At 56.1% G+C, this 23,147-nt stretch carries 16 protein-coding genes and 3 tRNA genes; 12 read left to right on the forward strand and 7 right to left on the reverse strand.

What is annotated here, in order from left to right:
• Window positions 1-61 precede the first annotated feature (61 nt).
• Window positions 62-961: an acyl-CoA thioesterase gene (locus tag ACN08Y_RS06655; RefSeq protein ID WP_419110335.1), complete on the reverse strand. Its 900-nt coding sequence runs from the start codon at window positions 959-961 to the stop codon at window positions 62-64.
• Window positions 962-1,040: 79 nt separating this feature from the next.
• Between ACN08Y_RS06655 and ACN08Y_RS06660 the strand changes: the two genes are divergently transcribed.
• The gene (locus ACN08Y_RS06660) at window positions 1,041-1,730 is read left to right on the forward strand and encodes a hypothetical protein (RefSeq protein ID WP_419104718.1); all 690 of its coding nucleotides are present in this window, start codon (window positions 1,041-1,043) and stop codon (window positions 1,728-1,730) included.
• Between the two features lie 26 nt (window positions 1,731-1,756).
• On the opposite strand, the gene ACN08Y_RS06665 is transcribed toward ACN08Y_RS06660, so the two are convergent.
• A complete protein-coding gene (locus tag ACN08Y_RS06665; RefSeq protein ID WP_419112182.1) occupies window positions 1,757-2,221 on the reverse strand; it encodes a globin in 465 nt (154 codons plus the stop codon).
• Between the two features lie 122 nt (window positions 2,222-2,343).
• Window positions 2,344-4,884: an aminopeptidase N gene (pepN, locus tag ACN08Y_RS06670; protein WP_419112183.1), complete on the reverse strand. Its 2,541-nt coding sequence runs from the start codon at window positions 4,882-4,884 to the stop codon at window positions 2,344-2,346.
• 214 nt (window positions 4,885-5,098) lie between these two features.
• On the opposite strand from pepN, the gene ACN08Y_RS06675 reads away from it, so the two are divergent.
• The 3 genes from ACN08Y_RS06675 (at window position 5,099) to ACN08Y_RS06685 (ending at window position 7,491) form a co-directional block, all read left to right on the forward strand.
• Complete coding sequence (locus tag ACN08Y_RS06675; protein ID WP_419099548.1) at window positions 5,099-5,590, forward strand: ribose-5-phosphate isomerase; 492 nt, start codon at window positions 5,099-5,101, stop codon at window positions 5,588-5,590.
• A gap of 39 nt (window positions 5,591-5,629) precedes the next feature.
• On the forward strand, window positions 5,630-6,508 hold the full coding sequence (locus tag ACN08Y_RS06680) for an Fpg/Nei family DNA glycosylase (protein ID WP_419110338.1): 879 nt from the start codon (window positions 5,630-5,632) through the stop codon (window positions 6,506-6,508).
• Between the two features lie 257 nt (window positions 6,509-6,765).
• Window positions 6,766-7,491: an HAD family hydrolase gene (locus tag ACN08Y_RS06685; RefSeq protein WP_419099550.1), complete on the forward strand. Its 726-nt coding sequence runs from the start codon at window positions 6,766-6,768 to the stop codon at window positions 7,489-7,491.
• A gap of 77 nt (window positions 7,492-7,568) precedes the next feature.
• Here ACN08Y_RS06685 and ACN08Y_RS06690 read toward each other — a convergent pair.
• Together ACN08Y_RS06690 and ACN08Y_RS06695 are read right to left on the reverse strand one after the other, a co-directional pair.
• Window positions 7,569-7,642 (reverse strand) — tRNA-Gly (locus ACN08Y_RS06690).
• 5 nt (window positions 7,643-7,647) lie between these two features.
• Window positions 7,648-7,718, reverse strand: a tRNA-Gly gene (locus ACN08Y_RS06695).
• Window positions 7,719-7,885: 167 nt separating this feature from the next.
• On the opposite strand from ACN08Y_RS06695, the gene ACN08Y_RS06700 reads away from it, so the two are divergent.
• From ACN08Y_RS06700 to ACN08Y_RS06725, 6 genes are all read left to right on the forward strand, one after another.
• Window positions 7,886-7,960, forward strand: a tRNA-Pro gene (locus ACN08Y_RS06700).
• Between the two features lie 116 nt (window positions 7,961-8,076).
• Complete coding sequence (gene tig, locus ACN08Y_RS06705; protein ID WP_419112184.1) at window positions 8,077-9,375, forward strand: trigger factor; 1,299 nt, start codon at window positions 8,077-8,079, stop codon at window positions 9,373-9,375.
• A 246-nt stretch (window positions 9,376-9,621) separates the two neighbouring features.
• A complete protein-coding gene (locus ACN08Y_RS06710) occupies window positions 9,622-10,245 on the forward strand; it encodes an ATP-dependent Clp protease proteolytic subunit (RefSeq protein ID WP_419099552.1) in 624 nt (207 codons plus the stop codon).
• A gap of 33 nt (window positions 10,246-10,278) precedes the next feature.
• The gene (locus ACN08Y_RS06715) at window positions 10,279-10,956 is read left to right on the forward strand and encodes an ATP-dependent Clp protease proteolytic subunit (protein WP_419099553.1); all 678 of its coding nucleotides are present in this window, start codon (window positions 10,279-10,281) and stop codon (window positions 10,954-10,956) included.
• Between the two features lie 218 nt (window positions 10,957-11,174).
• Window positions 11,175-12,461 (forward strand): ATP-dependent Clp protease ATP-binding subunit ClpX, encoded by a 1,287-nt coding sequence (clpX, locus tag ACN08Y_RS06720; protein ID WP_419099554.1) that lies wholly within the window; start codon window positions 11,175-11,177, stop codon window positions 12,459-12,461.
• A gap of 97 nt (window positions 12,462-12,558) precedes the next feature.
• A complete protein-coding gene (locus ACN08Y_RS06725) occupies window positions 12,559-13,191 on the forward strand; it encodes a DsbA family oxidoreductase (protein ID WP_419099555.1) in 633 nt (210 codons plus the stop codon).
• A 64-nt stretch (window positions 13,192-13,255) separates the two neighbouring features.
• Here ACN08Y_RS06725 and ACN08Y_RS06730 read toward each other — a convergent pair whose 3' ends face one another.
• On the reverse strand, window positions 13,256-14,662 hold the full coding sequence (locus tag ACN08Y_RS06730; protein WP_419099556.1) for an LssY C-terminal domain-containing protein: 1,407 nt from the start codon (window positions 14,660-14,662) through the stop codon (window positions 13,256-13,258).
• A 108-nt stretch (window positions 14,663-14,770) separates the two neighbouring features.
• Window positions 14,771-17,419 carry a valine--tRNA ligase gene (valS, locus tag ACN08Y_RS06735; RefSeq protein WP_419112185.1) on the reverse strand — a complete coding sequence of 883 codons (2,649 nt, stop codon included), beginning with the start codon at window positions 17,417-17,419 and terminating at the stop codon, window positions 14,771-14,773.
• A 125-nt stretch (window positions 17,420-17,544) separates the two neighbouring features.
• Here valS and ACN08Y_RS06740 point away from each other — a divergent pair, with 125 nt between their 5' ends.
• Complete coding sequence (locus ACN08Y_RS06740) at window positions 17,545-18,336, forward strand: SDR family oxidoreductase (RefSeq protein ID WP_419112186.1); 792 nt, start codon at window positions 17,545-17,547, stop codon at window positions 18,334-18,336.
• A 166-nt stretch (window positions 18,337-18,502) separates the two neighbouring features.
• Window positions 18,503-23,147 (forward strand): DUF6531 domain-containing protein (locus ACN08Y_RS06745; RefSeq protein ID WP_419112187.1); only part of this gene is annotated, 4,645 nt, incomplete at its 3' end.

Below are 23,147 nucleotides of genomic sequence, written 5' to 3' on the forward strand. Positions count from 1 at the left end.
TGGCTGTAAAGAATCCCCCGCACCTCATGGGGTGCGGGGGATTCTTGCGTTTAGAGGGCTCTTAGGTCGTGCGGTATTCGGGTAGCCGAATGAGCGCTTCTTGGGCTACCGTTGCAATGTGCTTGCCATCACGGGTAAAAATTTTACCCAGCGATAATCCACGTGCGCCCTGAGAGCTGGGGCAGTCCTGAACCAGTAGAAGCCACTCATCCGCAGGAGCCTGCCGATGGAACCAGATGGTGTGATCTAAGGAAGCTACTTTCATGCCCGGTTCTAGCCATGATTTCTGGTGGCGGCGCAGAACCGGCTCAATCTGTGTGTAGTCAGAGGCATAAGCCATAGCCGCCTGATGAATGAGCGGGTTATCCGGTAGCCTCTCCTTAGTCTTGAACCAGACCATATTCTGAGCCGATCCGCTCGTGTCCGGGTCAAGGTAGAGCGCTGGGCTGATATGGCGGATATCGAAGGGTCTGCCGTGCGCCACCTTTTGGGCGATGGGTAGGTTGATATGCCCCAGTAGGTCGGCTGCTGTGGGGAGCGACTCGGGATCTGGCAGGTCGGTGGGTATCTCCGATGAGTGCTCCGGCCCCTTGGCTGCTGTCTGGAAAGAGGCAATACAGGAGAAGATAGGTGCGCCGCCTTGGTAGGCCTGAACACGCCTGCTGGCGAAAGAGCGTGTGTCGTTGAGGTTTTCTACCCCGTAGGCGAGGCTGGCGTTGACATCACCAGGGCGCAGAAAATAGCCGTGGAGTGAGTGTACCTGTTTACTCTCTACGGTCCGTGCCGCAGCAACCAGGGCTTGGGCGAGAACCTGCCCGCCGAAGATGCGGGGTGACTCTTTAGTCAGGGTCCTTGCCTGAAAGACCTGCTCATGTGCAGAGGCACTAGCTACAGGTAGGTCAAGCATAGCAAGTAGCTTGCCTGTGGGGGTGAGCGTCTCTTGGTGTGTATCTAGACTCATGGTTCTACCTTCTCATAAGTGGGCTAATGTTATGAGGGATAAGATGAAGTGATTAATTCTGTATTGAAAGAGGCACCCCATGTCTAGCCAAGGATCTGCGCATACAAGACCGTATGTGCACCTGCCCGATGAATCCACAGCCCGCGACCTCACAACCTATCTGGTGCGGGCTAAGTCTCTGGACCCGAAGGCGGCCGTACGGTTGCAGGCTCGCGGGGATATTCTGGGGGTAACTGTGTGCGCCCTGGAACCTGAGCATCTTTTAGATACGACCCCTACGGTTCTTGGCCTGCGCGCTATCAAACTGGCTGAACCGGCTGATCTGGATATAACGGTTGAGGCTGCTGCCCTGCTAGACCGCCTGGCTCGTATTGAGCAGGAGGGCTTGCAACTGGCGCTTCCACCGGTTGCCGTGACTGCGGGCTGGGCTGGCCGGACACCACCAATTACCGGGTGGGAAAAATCTGGCTTCTACCTATCCGATGATGCACGTCAGACCGCTAAGGCCGGTATTGAGACAGTGGACGGAGCCTTGCCAGCTCACCCCGGCCATGCGGTGGTTTCAACAGTGCGTTCACGCATCTGGTCCTCACCCGTCCAAACACCGAATACTCAGGTGCCTCTGCCAGCAGGTGCTGCTTTCGCCCTTGAGGTGCTGGGCTTTTTGCCTCCGCGAGCTACCGAGCCAATGCCGGTGTGGGTGAATGGGGATTGGGCCCGTATTTCTGCTCGTGCAGGGCATGTTTTGGTGCGGTCAAGCAAGCCGTAAAGGGGGCGAGAGAATGCTTCCAGGCGCTACTGATCCCTGTTCTGCATAGCGTGAGCGGCACGCTCAAAGTAGCCCCACATCTCGGCATCATAGAGCGGGGCAAGCTCCAGAGTGTCCATGGCCTCCCGCATATACCGCAACCAGGTGTCCCGTTCCTTAGGGCCAATATAGAAGGGGTTGTGTCGCATACGCAGACGGGGGTGGCCGCGTTCTTCCTGGTAGGTTTTGGGCCCTCCCCAGTACTGTTCCAGGAACATTCTGAGCCGTCTTTCGGCGGGGCCTAAATCAGCCTCGGGGTACATGGCTTTAAATTCCTCATCAGCTGCAACCCGCGAATAGAACTCCCGGCAGAGTTTTTCAAAAACTGGGTGCCCACCAACCTGGGAATAGAAAGAGCGGGGGTCAATATCGTCACCTTCTGGTTGGGGATTTTGACCTGCGCCGTCGGCTAGAGAGATGGGTTTGAAAGCGGGGTTGGGTAACTGATTCATGCCCTCTAGTTTACTCCCGTGCACTGGCTACGGTCTGACCACCGGCAGGGACGGGAGGTATAGAAGAGGCGGGGCCTTCACTCTCACTGAGCGAAAACCCCGCCTTTCTTGGTGCTGTAGCTTTAGGCCATATCGGCGGCCTGAACCTTGAGCGCGCGTGCTAGAGCGTCGCGGCCTTCGGCAACCTGGCGTTTGAGGGCTGCGGCGTCCTCAGGCAGTGTTTCCAGGTAGTCTTCGGCACGGTCAAGCACCTGCTGGGTGTAGACACGGGGGAAGAGCCCGGTAATAATCTGGGTGGAAACCTCGTGGGAGCGTTCACGCCAGACCTTCTCCACAGACTCAAAGTAGCGTTCGGTGTACTGGGCTGTGACCTGCGGGTTGCCGCGGTAGAAGCCAAGAATAGCCGCGCGCTGGACGTTGTTGGAAAGTTCACCGGTTTCAACGACCGCTCGCCAGGTTTCTGCTTTTGCTTCTGCGGTGGGGATAGCGGCTCGTGCTGTGGCCGCTGATTGCTGGCCGGTAGCGGTGTTGTCGTCTGCCAGAGCAGCATCGATATCTGTCTTGCTTCTGCGGCCACCGGCTGACAGTGAAATGAGCAGGGCCCACCGTAGGTCAGTATCAATCTCAAGACCCTCAAGCTGGGTGTTCCCACTCATCAGGGCTTCGAGAGTGTCAAGCTGGCTGTCGGTGTGGGCAAGACGTGCAAAGGCCCCGACCAGCTGGAATTGCTTATCTGAACCGGCCTCAGCCTGCTGAGCAAGTTCCCACAGCCGGTCTGCAGCCTGCTGGCGTACAGACTCCGCGTGAGCGGGGTTGAGGTAAGCCCGCAGGGTAGTTTCCAGGTTGGTGAGCTGGGTACGGACAGCGGTGGAGTTAGTTTCTGCCCCGATGTTGTTAAGTACCAATTCAACGAACTGACGGGCAGGCATTTGGCCGTCGCGGGCGGTGTCCCAGAGGGAGCCCCAGACAACCCCGCGAGCAACTGAAGAATCAATAGCGCCCAGGTGGGCTACGGCGGTAGCGCGGGAACGCTCATCCAAGCGGATCTTGGCGTAGGCCAGGTCTTCATCATTGACCAGAATGAGATCGGGGCGGGCCAGCCCGACGGCCTCGGGTACCTCGGTCAGCTCGCCGTCAACGTCAATTTCTAGGCGGTGGGTGCGGGTGAGCGCACCATCTTTCATGCTGTAGAAGCCAAGGATGAGGCGGTGGGGGCGCAGGGTTTCGTAGCCCTCTGCAAAAGTCTGGCGCAGAGCCAGGCGGGCCAGAGTTCCGTCCTCTGCTTCTTCAACTTCGGTGCTTAGAGTATTGACCCCGGCAGTTTCTAGCCAGAGCTTGCTCCAGGCCCGCAGGTCGCGCCCGGAGATTGCTTCAAGCTCGGTAAGTAGGTCATCGAGCACGGTGTTGCCGTAGGCGTGCTTCTCAAAGTAGACCTTGAGGGCGGCCATAAAGTTCTCCTGGCCCACCCAGGCAACAAGCTGGCGGAGCACAGAGGCGCCCTTAGCGTAGGTGATACCGTCAAAGTTCACCTGAACATCTTGCAGGTCGCGGATAGGTGCCACAATGGGGTGGGTCGAGGAGAGCTGGTCCTGGTTGTAAGCCCAGGTCTTTTCCGACGCGGAGAAAGTTGCCCAGGCTTCGGGGGCGAAACTGGTGTTTTCGGCCAAAGCCAAGGTAGACATGAACTCAGCGAAGGACTCATTGAGCCACAGGTCGTTCCACCACTTCATGGTAACCAGGTCACCAAACCACATGTGGGCCAGTTCGTGCAGGACGGTAATGGCCCGGCGCTCAATAATTGCCTCGGTGACCTTGGAACGGAAGATGTAGCTTTCAAGGAAGGTCACCGCCCCGGCATTCTCCATGGCACCGGCGTTGAACTCGGGCACAAAGAGCTGGTCATATTTTTCAAAGGGGTAGGGAGTCTTGAACTGTTCTTCAAAAAACTCAAAGCCCTGGCGGGTGATGTGGAAGATCTCGTCAGCGTCCAGGTATTCCATGAGTGATTTACGGGCGTAGCAACCCAGCTTAATCTCTCGGCCTTGGCTGTTGGTCAGTGATGAGGAAACACCCGCGTAGGGACCAGCAATAATGGCGGTGATGTAGGAGGAAATGCGGGGAGTGGGCTTGAAGTTCCACACCTTAATGTCTGCCTGCTCGTCAACAGATGTCTCGGGCTGGTTAGAGACAACAACCCAGTGGGCGGGCGCCTTGACCCTGAACTCGAACTCAGCTTTGAGGTCGGGCTGTTCAAAAACGGGGTAAACCCTGCGAGAATCCGGAACCTCAAACTGCGAGTAGAGGTAGACCTCACCATCTACCGGGTCAACAAAGCGGTGCAGGCCTTCACCAGTGTTGGTGTAGAGCATATCGGCCTCAATCACCAGTTCGTTCTTCTGGGCTAGTGAGGGCAAAGTAATCCGAAGGCCATCAGCGCAATCTACCGGCAGGTTTTCCCCGTTGAGAACAATACTGTGGACAGTATCGGTAATCGCGTCAATAAAGGTCTCTTGCCCGGGTACAGCGTCAAAACGGACAACAGTGCGTGAACCAAACACTCGCTCGCCCCGGGTGAGGTCAAGATCAATGGTGTAGGAATCTACACGCTGAATAAGAGATGCTCTCTGCTCAGCTTCGGCGCGGGTCAAATTCATTCCAGGCATGGGGTTCCTTATCGTGGTAGAAAGGGAAGAGCCGGATAGCTCCAGTACTAGAAGGGCGGTCTTTGCCCTGCCAACAGCCACGGGTAACCTGCTGCTGCAGGTTGGTCGTCACGCAGCACATACGCCTATAATTCTATGTGGTAGCCCGTGATTCACCTAACTATCTAGTGTGGTTTCCAGCTTCCCCCTGCCGCCAACGACCTAAGGAGACACCGTGCGCGTCCACATTGCTACTGACCATGCAGGCCTTGACCTGAGCCACTACCTCATCCAGGAACTCACCGCAGCTGGCTACGAGATGGTCGACCACGGCCCAGCAGAGTACGACGCCCTCGATGACTACCCCAGCTTCTGCATCAATGCTGCGCTTGCCGTTCGTGCTGACCGTGAGGCAGGGCTAGATTCCCTGGGGATTGTTCTGGGCGGCTCCGGTAACGGCGAGCAGATGGCAGCCAATAAGGTAGCGGGCATCAGGGCAGCGCTCGCCTGGAACCACGAAACCGCCGCCCTCGCGCGTGAACATAATAATGCCCAGGTTGTAGCTGTAGGTGGCCGTCAGCACAGCAAGGAAGAGGCCCTGGACATCATCAAGGTTTTCCTGAGCACCGAATGGACCAAGGAAGAACGTCACGCCCGCCGCATCGGTCAAATGGCAGAATACGAAACCACCGGGGCAATCAGCGGCAAACACATCGATACTTACTAGGATCACCCACCCCCGCGACCAAAACCTCAGAAGGAACCCATGCCAGAAGGCCACTCCATCCACCGGCTTGCACGCCAGCTCACCGACGTTTTTGCCAACCAGCAACTTGCCGTCAGTAGCCCCCAGGGACGTTTCACCGATGGAGCGGCGCTTCTGCATGGGCACCGGCTGATCCGGTCGTTTGCCCACGGTAAACACCTCTTTGCAGAGTTCTCCAACGACCTTTACCTGAACGTACACCTGGGTATCTACGGTGCATTTACCTTTGGCGGTGACGAGCGATTCACGGGTGCCTCGTCGATTGGGGCACCGCGCAAGATTGGTGAGCAGGAGGATCACTCCCAAGAGCTCAGCGCCAAGCCGCCGGCACCGCGGCCAACCACTCGCGCTCGCCTGGTTTCTGAGCATGGGTGGGCCGACCTTGTCGGACCCACCATTTGCCGGGTTTTAACGGCTGACGAAGTGGCCCGCGTGCGTTCTCAGCTGGGGCCGGACCCTCTGAACCCGGATGCTGACCCGCAGGCCTTTTATGCCCGAGCGAGGAAGACCTCCCGACCTATCGGGGTTGCCCTGATGGACCAGAAAGTTATCTCTGGTGTCGGCAACATTTTTAGGGCTGAATCTCTGTTCAGGTGCGGTATCGATCCTTTCCGCCCCGCAAAAGAATGTAGTAGCTCTGAACTTGAGGCTCTCTGGGGCGATAACAAGCACCTGCTTGAAATTGGTGTCAGGGTGGGCCGGATTATTACAACTGAGCCGGCTGACCGCCCTGGTGTTTCTGAATATGAGGCCTGGCCTGAGCACGCAAATTACGTCTATCACCACCAGGGGCAGGCTTGTTTACGGTGCGGGAGCACGATTGCATTGCAAGAAGTTGCTGGGCGAAAACTGTATTGGTGCCCCGGCTGTCAGCGTTGAGAAGGTCCTCTAAACTCTTTGAGTTACTGGGTTTTGTGCTCTGTAGGCTCTGTCAGCTCATAATCTCGATAGGCGACCCTAATGTCCCTGGATTTATCGATTAGGTTGAAGAATCCTAAAGTCGGCATGTGGGCTGTTGAACGCGTAGGGTTGCTTCGCGGTTCTTTTGAGCTGGCTAAAAGAGCTCTTTTAGAGGGCGCTCAAGCAGGGATAGGCTTATGCTGTAGGAAAGTGCAGTAGAGGCTGGGGAGGGTAGCGTGAGCCTTAAGAGTTCTTTGTTGAGGCGAGCTCGACTACTGCTGGTTGATATTGAGGGCACCCTGCTTGATAGTGAAACCGCTACATCTCTAGGGTTTTACCGGGCCCTTCAGAGGTATGGTTTTCGGGGTGATTTTGCTGAGTCGCAAGCTTTGTACCGCGTCTGGTCAGATATTCAGCGGGAAGATTTTCAGCTGTATTTGGCAGGGGAGCAGGCCTTTGATCAGCACTACTACCAGCGGATAGCCAGCATGCTTAACCTCATGACGGGCACTGCCCATTCCCAAGAACGGGCAGAGGGCTTCTTGGGCTGTTTTGAGGCCCACCGTCGGCAGGCCTGGGTTGCTTTTGACGATGTTGAGGGCTTCATGCGTGGCCTCGACCTTTATAGTTCTCATCTTCAAGTAGTTGCCGTAACTAACGGGTCTCAGGCGGTTGAACAGGCCAAGCTAGATACTTTAGGCCTTTCAGATCTGCCGCTGCTAACATCACAACTCCTGGGTACCAGCAAGCCAAAAGAAGATTTTTTCCGTCTCATCTGCGCCGCTCTTGAAACCGACCCGGCTTTTGCTGTGCATGTGGGCAATAATTTTTTGGCAGATGTGCAAGCCCCGGTAGGAGCCGGCCTAGGAGCGGTTTGGGTTAACAGGAGCAGGCGTCACCAGCAGATTCCGCCCGGAATTGAGCGGGTTAGGGCGCTGACTGAACTTATCGATCACTACTAGAAACTTGAGACCGTAGAACACCCTCTGCAAAATGGACGGCAGAAAAAAGCGACCACCTGCCGGTGGTCGCTTTTCTTTGGAGCGGCTGACGGGAATCGAACCCGCGTATCAGGCTTGGGAAGCGTGCGCTCTACCATTGAGCTACAGCCGCAGGAGAGGGGATGACGGGAATCGAACCCGCGTAATCAGTTTGGAAGACTGAGGCTTTACCATTAAGCTACATCCCCGTGTGGGGTGGCGTCCTCGTGGACGATTTCTAGTAAACCCGGTTTGTGGTGGGCTTGTCAAATCGGCTAGGCTAGAAAAGTCGGCAACACGCCCTAGGCGTAATGCGGTCGCCAGTTAGATTTTACGATGGGTTCCCGCTAGACTAGGTGTTGCCTTCCGTGCAATACGGGGTGTGGCGTAGCTTGGCTAGCGCGCCTGCTTTGGGAGCAGGAGATCGCAGGTTCGAATCCTGTCACCCCGACGTGAAATAGATCGGCCCGCCGGAAACGGCGGGTTTTTCTATAGAACGATTAGTTTGCCGCACTCATATTTAGTTCCGGGTTGCGGTTCCCTCAAGATATCAGGAGATCAACGGACGTGAAGACTGCCGTCGAGAAGATCAACCCGACCCTCGCAAAAATCGAGGTCGAGGTTCCCTTCGCTGAGTTCAAGACCTACCTTGACCGCACCTACAAGTCACTGGCTAACCAGATTTCAGTTCCTGGTTTCCGCAAGGGCAAGACCCCTAAGGCTCTGATTGATCAGCGTGCTGGCTTCGACTTTGTTGTTGAGAACGCTCTGAATGAAGCGCTGAACAGCTACTACTCCCAGGCTCTGGCTGAGAACGAGCTCACACCCCTGGCTCAGCCCGAACTGGACATCATTGCAAAGCCCGAAGAGGGCAACCGTGAAGCGGACCTCAAGCTCCTTATAGAGGTTACCGTTCGCCCCGAAATTGAACTGCCTGACTACTCAGGCATCAAGGTTGAGGTTGCAAGCGTAGAAGTTACTGAAGAAGACGAGCAGAAGGCACTCGATGCCCTGCGTGGCCGTTTCGGTACCCTCAAGGCTGTTGAGCGCCCCGCCGCTGACCAGGACTTCCTGACCATTAACATCGCCGCTGAAATCGATGGCCAAGAAGTTGACGCTGCCAACGACCTGTCCTACCAGGTAGGCTCCGGCACCATGCTGGAGGGCTTGGACGAAGCTGTTCTTGGCCTGTCTGCTGGTGAAGATGCAACCTTCGTGACCAAGCTTGCCGGTGGTGAGCACGCTGGTGAAGAGGCAACCGTCAAGGTTTCTGTCACCGCTGTTAAGGAACGCGAACTGCCCGAGGCAGACGACGACTTCGCTCAGCTGGCCTCCGAATTCGATACCATTGCAGAGCTCAAGGAAGACCTGAAGAAGCAGGCCGCTGACTCCAAGGTTGCCGAGCAGGGCGCAGAAGCGCGTGATAAGGTTCTTGACTCGCTGGTTGAACTGGTAGAAGTTCCCGTTCCCGAGAAGGTTATTGAAGACCAGCTGGAGCAGCATTTCAAGACCCCCAGCCAGGAAGCTGACCACGACAACGAAGAGCACCGCGCTGAGGTTCGTGAGAACACCGAACGTGCCTTCAAGAACGAAATCATTCTCGACGCAATCGCCGAGAAGGAAGAAGTTTCTGTTGAGCAGTCCGAGCTGATCGACTACATCATCACCATGAGCCAGCAGTACGGTATGGACCCCAACCAGTTCGCTCAGATGCTTGACGGCTCAGGCCAGTCCGGCATGATCGTTGGCGAAGTTCGCCGCTCCAAGGCTCTGGCCGCTGTTCTGGCTAAGGCTGAGGTTGTTGACGCAGACGGTAAGGCTGTTGACCTCTCATCATTCCTTAACGACAATGATGGCCAGCAGTAAGTACTAGCCTGCACCGACCTTGGTGCTTTAGTACAAGGCCCCGCCCAGCTAAGGCTAGGTGGGGCCTTTGTTCTGTCTCCTTCCCTGGGCTGGGCAGGCTAAGAGACCGTTTGCCCTAACATGCCATCAGCGAACTGAGGCTCTTTTGTGCTCACGCCAGTGCCCAAAAGCGATAACCTGAATGTCAAGCAATTCTTTGGTGCCCGCAGTCTGCGGCCGCCGCCACCGACACAAGGAGCGGAATCAATGTCCTTCACCCTTCCTGAAGCACACCAGGCCCCCGCCATGGAAACACCCATGGGGAGCCAGGACGACTATATCTATAACCGTCTACTCAAAGAGCGCATTATCTGGCTGGGGTCAGAAGTACGCGATTCCAACGCCAACCGTATCTGCTCCCAGCTCCTTTTGCTCTCGGCTGAGGACCCCGAGGCCGATATCTACCTCTACATCAACTCACCGGGTGGTTCTGTAACCGCAGGCATGGCTATCTACGACACCATGCAGCTTATCCCCAACGACGTTGTCACCGTTGTGACCGGCATGGCCGCCTCAATGGGGCAGTTCCTGCTCACAGCAGGGGCACCCGGCAAGCGCTACGCCACCCCTAATGCCCGTATCCTTATGCACCAGCCCTCCGGCGGTATCGGTGGTACCGCATCAGATATTCGCACCCAGGCCCAGCTCATTTTGGATATGAAGAGGCGACTGAGCGAAATCACCGCAGAGCGCACCGGCCAGACCGTAGAAACCATCCTGCGCGATAACGACCGTGATAACTGGTTCACCGCAGAAGAAGGCCTGGCTTACGGCTTCTTCGACAAGATTCTGGACAAAATTGGCCCGGCCACCAGCGCCACCGACAAGTAAACCGGCCACGCAAGACTTTCTAGGAGAAACCGAATGATTCACCTCCCCTCATCTACCGCCCCGGCCGGTATGCCCACCGACCGCTACGTGCTCCCCAACTTTGAAGAGCGTACCCCCTACGGCTACAAGCGCCAGGACCCCTACGCCAAGCTCTTTGAAGACCGCATCATTTTCTTGGGCGTTCAGGTCGATGATGCCTCAGCCGATGACATCATGGCCCAGCTCCTGGTTCTTGAGTCCCAGGATCCTGACCGTGACATCACTCTTTACATCAACTCACCCGGTGGCTCCTTCACCGCGATGACTGCAATCTACGACACCATGCAGTACATCCGCCCCGAGATTCAGACTGTCTGCCTGGGTCAGGCCGCATCAGCCGCCGCTGTCTTGCTGGCAGCCGGTACCCCCGGTAAGCGTCTTGCCCTGCCCAACGCCCGCGTACTGATTCACCAGCCTGCGCTGTCGGGTCAGCAGGGCGGCCAGGCATCAGACATTGAGATTCACGCCAACGAAGTAATGCGCATGCGTGAGTGGACTGCCCAGACTCTTGCTCTGCACGCCGGTAAGACCTTTGAAGAGGTCGATAAGTCGATTGAACGTGACAACATTCTGACCGCTAAAGCGGCACTGGAGTACGGCATCGTCGACCAGGTGCTTGAGTCACGCAAGGCCAATAAGCCGGCATTCAACACTGCTGAGAAGCACGACTAGATAGATACCCCAAACCGTTGGGTATTGGCGCCGCCTTTGGTTCTGCTCCACGAGAGTAGAGAGCCGATGGCGGCGTTTTATATGGATTATCGAGTCGGGGTGATATCTGTGAGAACACAGATGTCATTGTTTCGTCATCTTTCCTTAAACGTCACACAATTGGGCTGGCTAATTTTTCAGGGTAGATTATGTAGTGGAACCCAAAGAAAGGTAGGGGTATGGCTCGTCTAGGCGATAGCACCACTCTTCCCAAATGTTCATTTTGTGGCAAGAATCAGCGGCAGGTTCGTAAGCTGATTGCTGGCCCCAATATCTACATCTGCGATGAATGTATTGAGCTGTGCAACGAGATTCTTGAAGAGGAACTGACCGAGGTCAAGGGTCTAGGGTCTGCTGAAGAACTCCCCAACCCCCGTGAGATCTTTGACCACCTCCAGGAGTACGTCATTGGGCAGGAGGCCGCTAAGCGTGCCCTGTCTGTAGCGGTCTACAACCACTACAAGCGTATTCGGGCGCAAGAAAGCTCAGCTTTTGAGGCTAAGGAGCTTTTGGCTACTGACGGTGAAGACGTTGAGATTGCTAAGTCCAATATTCTGCTGGTTGGCCCGACAGGTTCCGGCAAGACTTACCTGGCCCAGACCCTGGCCAAAAAACTCAACGTGCCTTTTGCGGTTGCCGATGCGACCTCACTCACCGAGGCTGGTTATGTGGGCGAAGACGTTGAGAACATTCTGCTCAAGCTAATTCAGGCCGCCGATGGGGACATTCAAAAAGCCCAGCGCGGCATCATCTACATTGATGAAATCGATAAAATTTCCCGTAAGGCAGATAACCCTTCCATCACTCGAGACGTTTCGGGTGAGGGGGTGCAACAGGCACTCCTTAAAATCCTTGAGGGTACGGATGCATCGGTGCCTCCACAGGGCGGTCGTAAGCACCCTCAGCAGGAATTCCTCAAGATTAACACTTCCAATATCCTCTTTATCGTGGCCGGCGCTTTTGCCGGTATCGAAGAGATAGTAGGTGGGCGGGTAGGCCGCAAGGGTATTGGCTTTGGTGCCTCGATTGAGCAGGCCGCCAAGGAGAGCGATATCCTCACTAAGCTCATGCCCGAAGACCTACTGAAATTTGGTCTGATCCCTGAGTTCATTGGCCGCCTGCCAGTGCTTGCTACGTTGGGTAAGCTGACCGAGAGCGACCTCAAACGGATTCTGACCGAACCCAAGAACGCTCTGGTCAAGCAGTACAAACGTATGTTCGCCCTTGACGGTGTTGAACTGATTTTTGAGGACGGCGCCATTGCCGCCATTGCCCGCCAGGCTGTTGAACGCGACACCGGTGCTCGCGGTTTACGTTCCATCATGGAGTCTATTCTGCAACCGGTCATGTTCGATGTACCCAGCCGTAGTGACGTATCGGCGGTCATTATCGATGCCGATGTTGTCACCGGCGATAAAGACCCGATTCTCGTCATTGATAATTCGGTGGAAAAGAAGAGCGCTTAAGAAAAGCCCCGCTCCGGGAATAGTATCCCGGAGCGGGGTGTTTTGCTGGTGACAGTATTTCGGTGCAAAAGCACAGCTTTCTCTGAAAGGAGCCCCTGTGGCTGAGAACAAAGTTGATTTTTGGTTTGACCCCACCTGCCCCTGGTGCTGGATGACCTCCCGTTGGATTAAAGAGGTCCAGGGCCTGCGCGATGTTGAGGTCACCTGGCATCCCTTCTCTCTGTCTGTTCTCAATGAGGGGCGTGACCTGCCTGCTGACTACCAGGCACACATGGAAACGGCCTGGGGCCCGGCCCGTGTGGTTACTGCCGTCGCTCAGAAGTACTCGCAGGCCGAGGTTGATGCGCTCTACACGGCCCTGGGGGAGGAGATCCACCACCAGCAGAACAAGGGCGGTGAACTCTACGCTGACGCCATTACTAAGGCTCTGGAAACTGTTGGCCTGCCCTCTGAACTTGCGCAGGCTGCTTTCACTGAAGAATACGATGAGTTCATGCGCGACTCAACCCGTGCGGGCCTCGAAGCCGCCGGTGGCGATGACATCGGTGTGCCGCTGATCAGCATTAACGGCGTGACCTTCTTTGGTCCGGTCATGAGCCCTGCCCCCACCGGTGAAGAAGCCGCTAAGGTCTTTGATGGGGCTGTAGCACTAGCCTCTTACCCCGGTTTCTTTGAAATTAAGCGACCCAGAACAGTGGGTCCCATCTTCGCAGCTAGAGCAGAGAACTAGAGTGAAGCCCCCGGAGGGTCCCTTGAAGGGAACCTGCTCCGGGGGCTTTGCTTATGCCTGCTAGCTACTTTTGTGCGCGAGCCTGGTTTTTGGCGGTGGCATTGTAGGTGTAGTTAACCGCTCCATCAGAAGTAAACTCCAGCATGGCAAAAACATGGCTTGCCATAATAATAAAGACGGCATAGAGGTTTCCGCCTTCGGCTGATCCAGCCGAGACCGAGAGCGCTGTACCTACGAATGAGAGACTCAGAAGTGCCAGGATTATTTTTCGTGATCGCTGGCTGCCACGAATTACTTGGATACAGAGGAAGACCTGAGTCACAGTAATGAGGATCAGCAACCCGCTAAGAGTCCACTGGGTTATAGTCATAGCATTAGAGATATGGGCTAGTTCATCCCCAGTTAGGCTATTCTCCAAACTCAAAAAATCGCCCCGAGAGATTTGCCAGAGGTTAATACCTAACTGGAACATCGCCAGAATGCCCACAAAGAGTGCAGCTACCCAGACGCTGGGCGGTGCTTCTTGGACCAGTTCCCAGGCGGGCCGGTGGCCTCTGAGCTTTTCTGGGCTAAGGTCTGAGTTTTCTGCTGGTGAGGGCTGAAGCTGAGCAAGTTCCAAGATGGGGAGGTTACCGTCGGTGAGGATATCATCCCCACCACCGTTACGGGAGTGGTAGCCGGTAGAGAAATCCTTGATGACCTCAACCTGAGTCTGGGGGTTGCAGTAGGCGACAGTTTCTACTACATAATCTCGTTCCTTATCAGTGTCTGCATCAATCTTATGGGTGACTTGGAGTGTGAAAAGGGAAAGTCCGACGGCCCTATCGAAGGTTGCGCCAGCTAGCCAATCAACTGAGGCACCGCCGGGCAGCTTCCACCCCTGAGGGGCCTTCCAGAAACGTACATGGTGTCGTTTTTGGGGCGACCCATCAACCTCTTGCTGGTAGGCGAAATCCTCTTTGCGGTTAAAGAGATAGAGAGGGGAAACCGGTGCAGTGGGGTAGGGAGTTCTCGTGAGAGTATTGCGAATAATACGCCAGGAGGATGCTAACGTGACAGGCTCTGCCTGATGCCAGCCTGCCTGGGTCATGGCGCGGTGGATATCTGCTTCTTCCCCTCTGATACCTATGTTAATAGGGTCTCCCAAAAGGCCGTCACCGGTCCGAGCACGACCGATAAAGTAGCTGGGCACATAAATATCGGTCATGATTCGGTGAAAACGCGGCAAGGTGAAATAAGCACAGATACCCCAGAAGACAATGATCAGGGGGATAGCCCACCAGGAATGGGTGCTGGCTTCTATGAGGGCTACAATGGCCAGCCAAATTGAGGCCAGACCAGCTCCAATGAAATAGAGCTTGTCCAGGGCACCCGAGAAAACCCGCCTATCTGCTTGAAATTGCAGGTAGCTTTTGATCTTTTCGGGCGAGGTATTGCCCCGGTATCGCGGGTAATTGGGATCAGAGTTCATAGGTCTATCAGTCCAGTCTAGTGTCAGGGTAGTAAAGGAGAGGCCTAGCCCGGGTGAATGAGCTAGGCCTCTCTCAGGGGGTAAGCCGTTCAGGGCAGGTAAGGAAGGCTAGGAAGCCCTCTCTTCTTCTGCCCTGAGCTTGACCTGGCTGATCTCTAGTTCGGCTTGAGCGTCTTGAACCTGCAGAGTGAGCTGGTGAGCATTTCCGGCTGCCTTCAGGTCTGCTAGGCCAGCCTTGAGGCGCTGGATAGACTGCTTAGAACCGGTAATTACTGCTGACTCAACTTCAGTACGCTGTTTGACCTGGGCCTGACTCTTAGCCTTGCGTATCCCTCCAAGAGCGGCCGCCACGGTGGGCAGAATCTCTGCGTCAGCGGTTTTGGCAAGTTTCGCGTAACCGGCAGTGGTAGGCCAGGGCGCACGGTGCACCGAGCCTGCCCTCCACCAGGACCAAATCTCATCGGTAACGAAGGGTAGGAAGGGCGCAAACATACGGAGCAGAGCGTCCAAGGTGGTGGCAAGAGCCGACAGAACTGATGCCTGTTCAGCGTCTCCTGCCTTGCCGTAAGCGCGGTCCTTAATGAGCTCAACGAAGTCATCGGTGAAGTGCCAGAAGAAAGTCTCGGAAATCTGGAGGGCACGAGCGTACTCGTAATTCTCAAAGGCCGCAGTAGATTCCTCAACCAGGCTAGCTAGACGAGCCAGCAGGGAGCGATCCAGGTCGTTGGTGAGCAGGTTAGCTTGTGCTTGGGTGGTGATAACTGACTGAGCAGTTGCCCCCAGACCCAGCACGAACTTTGAAGCGTTCAGGAGTTTGATAGCCAGGCGGCGACCAATCTTCATCTGGGCTTCATCGTAGGCGGTGTCGGCACCCAGCTTGGCGCTGGCCGCCCAGTAACGGACCGCATCCGAACCGTACTTTTCCAGCACCTCATGGGGAACAACCACGTTGCCCTTGGACTTGGACATCTTCTTACGATCCGGGTCTAGAATCCAGCCTGACAGTGCGGTATCGGTCCAGGGAACAGAGTTCTCTAGTGAGTTTGAGCGAACCACTGTGGAGAAGAGCCAGGTACGGATAATGTCGTGGCCTTGGGGGCGTAAATCCATAGGGAAGGTGACCTCGTGCAGCTCCCGATCCACTGCCCAGCCGGTGGCAATCTGCGGGGTCAGTGACGAGGTAGCCCAGGTATCTAGAACATCGGGGTCAGCGATAAAGCCACCGGGTAGGCCACGCTGATCCTCGGTGTAACCGGGTGCAGGCTCTGAGGCGGGGTCTACCGGCAGCATCTCAGCGCTAGGAACAATCGGCTCATCGTAGTTGGGCTCACCATCGGCGTCCAGGGCGTACCAGATGGGGAAGGGCACACCGAAGAAGCGCTGGCGTGAAATGAGCCAGTCACCGTTGAGGCCCTCTACCCAGTTCTCGTAGCGGGAACGCATAAAGGTGGGGTGCCAGGTAATCTGGCGGCCACGCTCAATAAGAGCTTCGCGGCGCTCGGCATCGCGGCCACCGTTGCGGATATACCACTGGCGTGAGGCCACGATTTCAAGGGGCTTGTCGCCCTTTTCGTAGAACTTGACCGGGTGGGTAATGGGCTTAGGCTCGCCCTCCATTTCGCCGGCTTCAATCAGCATCTCGACCACGGTCTTTTGCGCGGTAAAGACGGTTGCACCGGCCATACGGGCGTAGCGTTCACGGCCCTCGGGGCTGGTAATCCAGTCGGGGGTTTCTGAAGCGAAGCGGCCGTCGCGGCCAATGAGTGCGCGGGTATCAAGCTGGAGCTCACGCCACCAGGTGACGTCGGTGGTGTCGCCAAAGGTACAAATCATGGCGATACCGGCACCCTTGTCGGGCTGAGCCAGAGGGTGCGCCTTAATCTCGACCTCAACGCCGAAGAGCGGGGAGGTGACCTTGGTACCAAAGAGAGGCTGGTAGCGCTGGTCATCGGGATGGGCCACCAGAGCTACACAGGAAGGCAGCAGCTCGGGGCGGGTGGTCTCAATCCATACCTTCTCGCCGTTTTCGCGGTGGAAGGAGATGCGGTGGTAGGCACCGGGGCGTTCCTTATCTTCCAGCTCGGCCTGGGCAACCGCGGTGCGGAAGGTGACATCCCACATGGTGGGGGCCTCTGCCATGTAGGCATCGCCGCTGGCTAGATCGTTCAGGAAGGCAAGCTGGGAGACCTTGCGGGAGTGGGCATCAATGGTGCGGTAGGTGTGTGACCAGTCCACCGAAAGACCCAGAGTGGTGAAGAGTTCTTCAAAGACCTTTTCGTCTTCAACAGCAAGAATCTCGCAGAGTTCAATGAAGTTCTGGCGTGAGATACGCGGCCAGTCACGCTGGTTCTTGGCAGGCTTCTCGGGTGCGGTGAAGTTGGGGTCGTAGGGGATAGCGGGGTCGCACAGAACCCCGTAGTAGTTCTGAACACGGCGCTCAGTGGGCAGGCCGTTATCGTCCCAGCCCAGGGGGTAAAAGACGTTCTTGCCCTTCATGCGCTGGTAGCGGGCGATGACGTCGGTCTGGGTGTAGGAGAACATGTGCCCCACATGCAGGGAGCCAGAGGCTGTGGGAGGCGGGGTGTCGATGGAGTAGACCTGCTCGCGGGTGGTGTCCCGGTTAAAAGCGTAGGTCTTATGCTCGGCCCAGTTCTGCGTGAACTTCTTTTCGAGGCCTTCGAGGCCGGGCTTTGCGGGAACGGTAATGTCTACTGCGGGTTCTGCGGGCGTGTCTGTGCCCTGGTTTATTTCAGCCATGCTTTTCATTCTCTCATGTCTTGAGGCTCTATGCACCCGGGCCTTGGCGCTCAAAGCTCGTAAGATGGAGGTAGCCGCACCGTTTGCGTGCCAAGCAACTACCCCGCAGATTGAGGAGCATACCCATGGCCCTTCCCGCTAACCCCTTTAGCCCCGATGCTCAAGCTGGAAAAGTGGCGGTGGTGACCGGTGCCTCCTCGGGGATTGGGCGGGCAACAGCCCAGCTCATGGCCGCTACCGGCTGGACTGTCTACGCCGTAGCCCGCCGCGCTGAACGGCTCCAAGAACTTGCCCGGCAGTGCGGTGTGCGCCCGGTGGTCCTAGATATTACTGACCGTGACGCGGTGGTTGAGCAAGCCGCACGGATTCTGGAAGAAACCGGGGGACAGCTCGATGCGCTGGTTAATATCTCCGGTGGCGCTCTGGGTGTGGATGCCGTGGCTGATGCTGACCCCGACGGCTGGTTGTCCATGTTCAACCTCAATGTTGTTGGAACACTGAACATGGTCAAGGCCTTCCTACCCGCCTTGCGCGCTAACGGGCAGGGCACCGTACTCAATCTGACCTCCACAGCGGCTGAAGCTGGTTACGAAGGTGGAGCAGGCTACAACGCCGCCAAGTTCGGGGAACGCGCGCTGACCGAAACCCTGCGTCTTGAAGAAGCAGAGAACAACGTGCGCGTGATTGAGATCCGCCCAGGAATGGTTCGCACCGAAGAATTCTCCCTCAACCGCCTGGGCTCGGGCGAAGCTGCGGCCAAGGTCTACGCCGGAGTAGAGAAACCGCTCCTGGCCGAAGACGTAGCCCAGACCGTCACCTTTGCGGTGAACATTCCCCACCACATCAACCTGGACCATATCACTCTGCGCCCGGTCGCCCAGGCCGCCCAGTATAAGGTCATTCGGACTGGGGCATGAAGAATAAGCAGGGGAAACAACTGAGCTGGTTCCATCAAAAAACGTTTCACAACGAAATCAGTTGAGGCTCTTTGAGTAGAATCAGTAAAGGTGGATGTTTGTCTTGGTGAAGCAGATATTTGCAGTTTTGAACAGTTCGATAATGTGATGCAGGAAGCGGAAGAAGATGAGCGATAATCTCGGTGCAATTGATGGCAACGTTGAGTTTAACTTCGGGCACGCCGAAACCCTCAAAAGCGCTTTGAGGAACGCGGCGGGTCTCTTAAGAACTCAAGCTTCTTCGCGCGCTTCACTTGTCGCCACCGCCCGGCAAGAATTTCGAGGGTACTTTGAAGAACTTTTTGCTTCCAATGCCCAGACAGCTGCCAGCGATGCAGATGAGATCGCTACGGCACTGAGTAATGCTGTTGGCTTGGTGGACGACCTTGTTCAAAGGGCAAAAGAAGAGAACGAACGTCGCCGCCTTGCACGCGAGTTCATCGCTGAGCAGAAGCGCCTTAAAGATACATTTGGGGGGCTCAAGGAGGCCTACGACAACATTTTTGGCGCACCTGAACCCCCAGTGGGCCCACCATCAACCCCCATCAACAAGAGTGCTCCGACTCCGGATAATACCCCGCGTCAAACACCCAGCCCTGGCAACGGTAGGGGCGGCGGGGGCACAACATCCGCTATTCCTGAAAATCTCAGGGCTTTCAGTACCGGCTTGGAACCGCTGGATACAGAGGTCAAGGGTAAGAAAACATCCCTGGATACTGCTTATACGGATTTTCAGGGGAGCTGCAACTACGGTTCCCTCGATGCGGCTGGTGCTATTGGAGCTATTGATATCTGGCTTGAGAAGAACGCTCAAGATATTAGGTGGGCTCACACGCTTGCTCAAGCTTTTGAGGACGCAGGGGCGCACGCGGGTCATCCCGTCCCACTAGCTGATTCTGCTCTGGCTACGGCACTTAATAACGCAGGTGTATCAGCGATCCGTGAAGATATGACTGTGGTAAACCCCTCCGCTGTTGGCGGTCAACCAACTAGCGGGTACACGCTTGACCCGGTTAATACCGGTAACGGTAACTTTATTGAACCGGAGAATGATCTTTCTTTTGCGGGTGCTTGCTCGGCTCTAGCGCTTACCCGTGTGTATAACTCGCGCGGTGAGACGGGCGGGGTTTTTGGCCCTGGGTGGAGCTCTGTGCTCGATACTGCTCTTATCTTTGATGATGAGCAGGCAACCTGGGCTATGCACGATGGCAGAAAGATTTCTTTTGCGCGGTCGGGGGAGGGCTTCTTACCCTGTGCTGACGAGAACTTTTGGCTTGTACCGGTAGCAGATGCAAGTACCGTTCTGATACCTGAGGTTCTGAGCGGTCGGGTCGCCTGGGTTGTTGCCAATAATACCGGTTCCGGGTGGTTCTTCACTGCTGCGGGTGACTGGCTTGGTTCTGCTCAGGGGCCGGGAACGGGAGTCTATGTTGACCGTGATCGCCAGGGCGAAATTACTGCCCTAAGGCATGAGCGCGGCAGGGCTATCTCTTTTGAATATGTAGATGGCAAGGTCGCTGTTGCAACCAGCTCTGATGGGCGAAGGATTGAGTATTCCTACAGCGCAGCTGGTTTGCTGACCGAGGCTAAGGGTAGTAACTACCACCGCCGCTACACGCACAATGAGCAGGGGCTTATTGAAGTGGTGGCTGATGCCGCTGGGATCCAGGAAGTCGTCAATACTTATGACCAGTACGGCAGGGTTATTAGCCAGAAGACCCCGCACGGTCGTTTAGTCAGGTTCTCCTACCTGCCCGGCCGAGTTACTGTTGTGGCTGATGAAGACGGCCAGCGGTCTAACTCTTGGATTTCAGATGCCAAGGGTAGGTTGGTGGGCGTTATTGATGCTCACGACCATCGGCAGTCGATGTCTTATGACCGCAAGGGTAACCTTGTCTCTGTTACTGAACGTGACGGTTCAATTACTGTGCATGCTTATGATAAGCGTGGCCGGCGAACCCGCACAGTAACACCAGAGGGTTCTGACATTACTTTTGCCTGGGATGAGCAGGACCGTATCACCGATGTTGTGACTACCACCGGTGGTCTGATTTCCTACTCCTATGAGGGGCAGGACCGTAACCCCTGCAAGATTCGCGATGCACTGGGCGGTATCACCCATTTGACCTGGGAGTCCGGTCTTTTGACTGGGGTTGTTGGGCCGACCGGGGTGCCGTTGAGTTTTACGTACGATTCCTTCGGTAACCTGACGAGCGTAACGAATGCCTACGGTGATACTGCGCGTATGGTCTATGACCAGGCTGGGCGTGCTGTTGAGGCTATTTCGCCGGGTGGCCATAAGACGCGTTTTACCTATGATGCCGCCGGTCAGGTGGTGGGTAAGGTTGACCCTGATGGCGCAACACACCGCTACGAGTACGATACCGCGGGCCGCCTGGTAGCAATCGTTGACCCTGCGGGTGAGCGTACTTCTATGCGCTACGGTGCGCACGGCCAGGTTGCCCAGACTATTGACCCGCTGGGCCGGTCGGTGTCACGTGAGTTTGACGATATGGGTAACGTCTCTGCGGCTATTTTGCCTGACGGAGCCTCCTGGGGCTTTGAGCATGACAGCCTTTCACGACTGGTTGCGATTACGGACCCTGCGGGTTCTGTGTGGAGCCGTGAATACGATCAGACCGGTCAGCTTGCTGCGACTGTTGACCCTTTGGGTAACCGGGTTACGGCGAGCCTTGACCGTGCTGACCAGCGGATTACGCTGAACGATATTTTTGGCACCGCTACGATTACTACCGATGCGTATGGTCGGCCGGTTAAGCGCGAAAACTTGGATGGCTCTGTTGAGCTGACTTCCTACGACCTTGCTGGTAATCCCGTTGAGCTGGTCGATGGTGAGGGCGCTCTGACTCGGTGCGAGTATGACCTTGCGGGTCGTTTGGTTGCGGTCATTAACCCCGATGGTGCCCGTGTGAGCTACGAGTATGACGACGCTGGTCGTGCTTACCGTTATATTGATGCAACGGGTGCTGTGACTGAGCTGGTTTATGACGCTGACTCCCGTGTGGTTGCTAAGGTGAACCCTGCTGGTGAGCGCTCAGAGTATGAGTACGATGCCTGCGGTCGCCTGGTCAGGGCTGTAAGCCCGGGTAGGGGAGTAGCACGTTACGGCTACGATGTCTGTGGCCGTCTGACCTTTATGCAGGATGGCTCATTCGGTATTCGTCGCTTCAAGTACGATGCTGCCGGTCAACTGGTGCAGGCTATTAACGGTTTGGGTGGGCGCACCCGGTATGAGTATGATCTGCGTGGCCGTATGGTGCGTATGGTTGACCCTGCTGGGGGTGTAACAACCCGTACTTACACGCAGTTGGATAAGGTCGATTCTGTGACCGATGCCCTGGGGCGTGTTACACAGGCTACCTACGATGCGGCTGGGCGTCAGCTTTCTCAGACCGATTCCACGGGCCGGGTTACTAGCTGGACCTATGACTCTGAGGGCCGCGAAACCTCAATGAGCGTCAATGGGCGTTTGGTTTCTTCGGTTGAGCGTGACTTTGCTCAGCGTAAGGTGCGCGTTCACGAGTATTTGGGTGACAGCGAGACTGTGCACGAGTTGCAGTATGACCGTGTGGGCAGGCTTCTTTCGCGTTCGCGTGGCGAATCGACTATGCGCTGGTCCTATGATGCGGCTGGCAAGTTGCTGTCTAGGGTTGATCCTGTTGGTGGGTCTGTTGAGTATTCCTACGATGGTGCGGGGCGCCTGGAAAGTGTTGCTGATTCAGACGGCAGAAGGGTTGTTTATAACTACGATGTTGCGTCGCGTGTAGTTTCTACAGCGACTAAGGATCTAGTATCACAGTGGACTTACGCTAACGGTGCTGTGGTTGCTCACCGTCTGGTGGACGGCCAGGGCAAGGTTGCTCAGGAAACGTCGATTTCCCGTGACGAGTTTGGGCGTGTTGCAGGCCTTGAAAGAATTGCCGTTGATGGAACGAGCACCTACGCAAACTACGGTTACGATGACGCGTCGCAGCTTGTGTCTGTTCATAGCTCGACTACCGGTAGAGAGTCTGTGCGTTATGAGTATGACGAGTGTGGGCGTCTGGTTCGAACTGTGGGTGCTGATGGTACTGAGCAGGTTTTAGCCTACGATGCGGCTTCTCAACTTGTGAGTGTGACTGGGTCTGATGGTCTGGTTCGTGAGTTTGTGTATGACGGTTTGGGGCGGCGTGTTCGGGAGACTGACCCCGACGGTTCGGTACGTGAGTTTGCCTATGGGCCTGCTGGCTATCTGGAAGGCATTCGGGTTGGTACCGGCGCTGGGGAGTCGATAGCACATTCAATAACGGTTGATGCTCTGGGTGAGATTGCTCAGATTGACGGTATTGATTTGTTCTGGGATTCTACCGCCCCGGTTCCCACGCTGGTCAGTGTTGCTGGTGAGTCTTTGGGGCTTGCACCTGCGACCGGTTGGCGTTTGGCCCGTTCGACGGATGAGGTGGATCCTTTCGCTGTTCCCGGGGCTGGCCCCGATACCTCTGGTGAGGGCGGGTTGGTTGCTGGTTTTGGTCTTAGCGCTGATGGTGTGCCTGTTGTTGCCGGTGTGGAGTTGATGGGTGCTCGTGGTTATGATCCGCTGACTGCTTCATTTTTGAGCGTTGATCCTCTGGCTCCTGTGGCTGGTGCTGCGTGGGGTTCTAACCCGTATTCTTTTGCGGGTAATAATCCGGTGAATCAGGTGGATCCGTGGGGTTTGCGGCCTATTACTGATGCTGAACTAGCGGACTACCAGAAGGCTCATCAGGGTTACT

It is taken from the genome of Rothia sp. P5764 (assembly GCF_048512965.1).
GTDB lineage: Bacteria > Actinomycetota > Actinomycetes > Actinomycetales > Micrococcaceae > Rothia.

Excerpts from the sequence above, each read along its gene's own strand:
- ACN08Y_RS06655 (WP_419110335.1), bottom strand. The coding sequence starts at position 961 with ATGAGTCTAGATACACACCAAGAGACGCTCACCCCCACAGGCAAGCTA.
- ACN08Y_RS06660 (WP_419104718.1), top strand. The coding sequence starts at position 1,041 with ATGTCTAGCCAAGGATCTGCGCATACAAGACCGTATGTGCACCTGCCC.
- ACN08Y_RS06665 (WP_419112182.1), bottom strand. The coding sequence starts at position 2,221 with ATGAATCAGTTACCCAACCCCGCTTTCAAACCCATCTCTCTAGCCGAC.
- pepN (WP_419112183.1), bottom strand. The coding sequence starts at position 4,884 with ATGCCTGGAATGAATTTGACCCGCGCCGAAGCTGAGCAGAGAGCATCT.
- ACN08Y_RS06680 (WP_419110338.1), top strand. The coding sequence starts at position 5,630 with ATGCCAGAAGGCCACTCCATCCACCGGCTTGCACGCCAGCTCACCGAC.
- ACN08Y_RS06710 (WP_419099552.1), top strand. The coding sequence starts at position 9,622 with ATGTCCTTCACCCTTCCTGAAGCACACCAGGCCCCCGCCATGGAAACA.
- ACN08Y_RS06715 (WP_419099553.1), top strand. The coding sequence starts at position 10,279 with ATGATTCACCTCCCCTCATCTACCGCCCCGGCCGGTATGCCCACCGAC.
- clpX (WP_419099554.1), top strand. The coding sequence starts at position 11,175 with ATGGCTCGTCTAGGCGATAGCACCACTCTTCCCAAATGTTCATTTTGT.
- ACN08Y_RS06730 (WP_419099556.1), bottom strand. The coding sequence starts at position 14,662 with ATGAACTCTGATCCCAATTACCCGCGATACCGGGGCAATACCTCGCCC.
- valS (WP_419112185.1), bottom strand. The coding sequence starts at position 17,419 with ATGGCTGAAATAAACCAGGGCACAGACACGCCCGCAGAACCCGCAGTA.
- ACN08Y_RS06740 (WP_419112186.1), top strand. The coding sequence starts at position 17,545 with ATGGCCCTTCCCGCTAACCCCTTTAGCCCCGATGCTCAAGCTGGAAAA.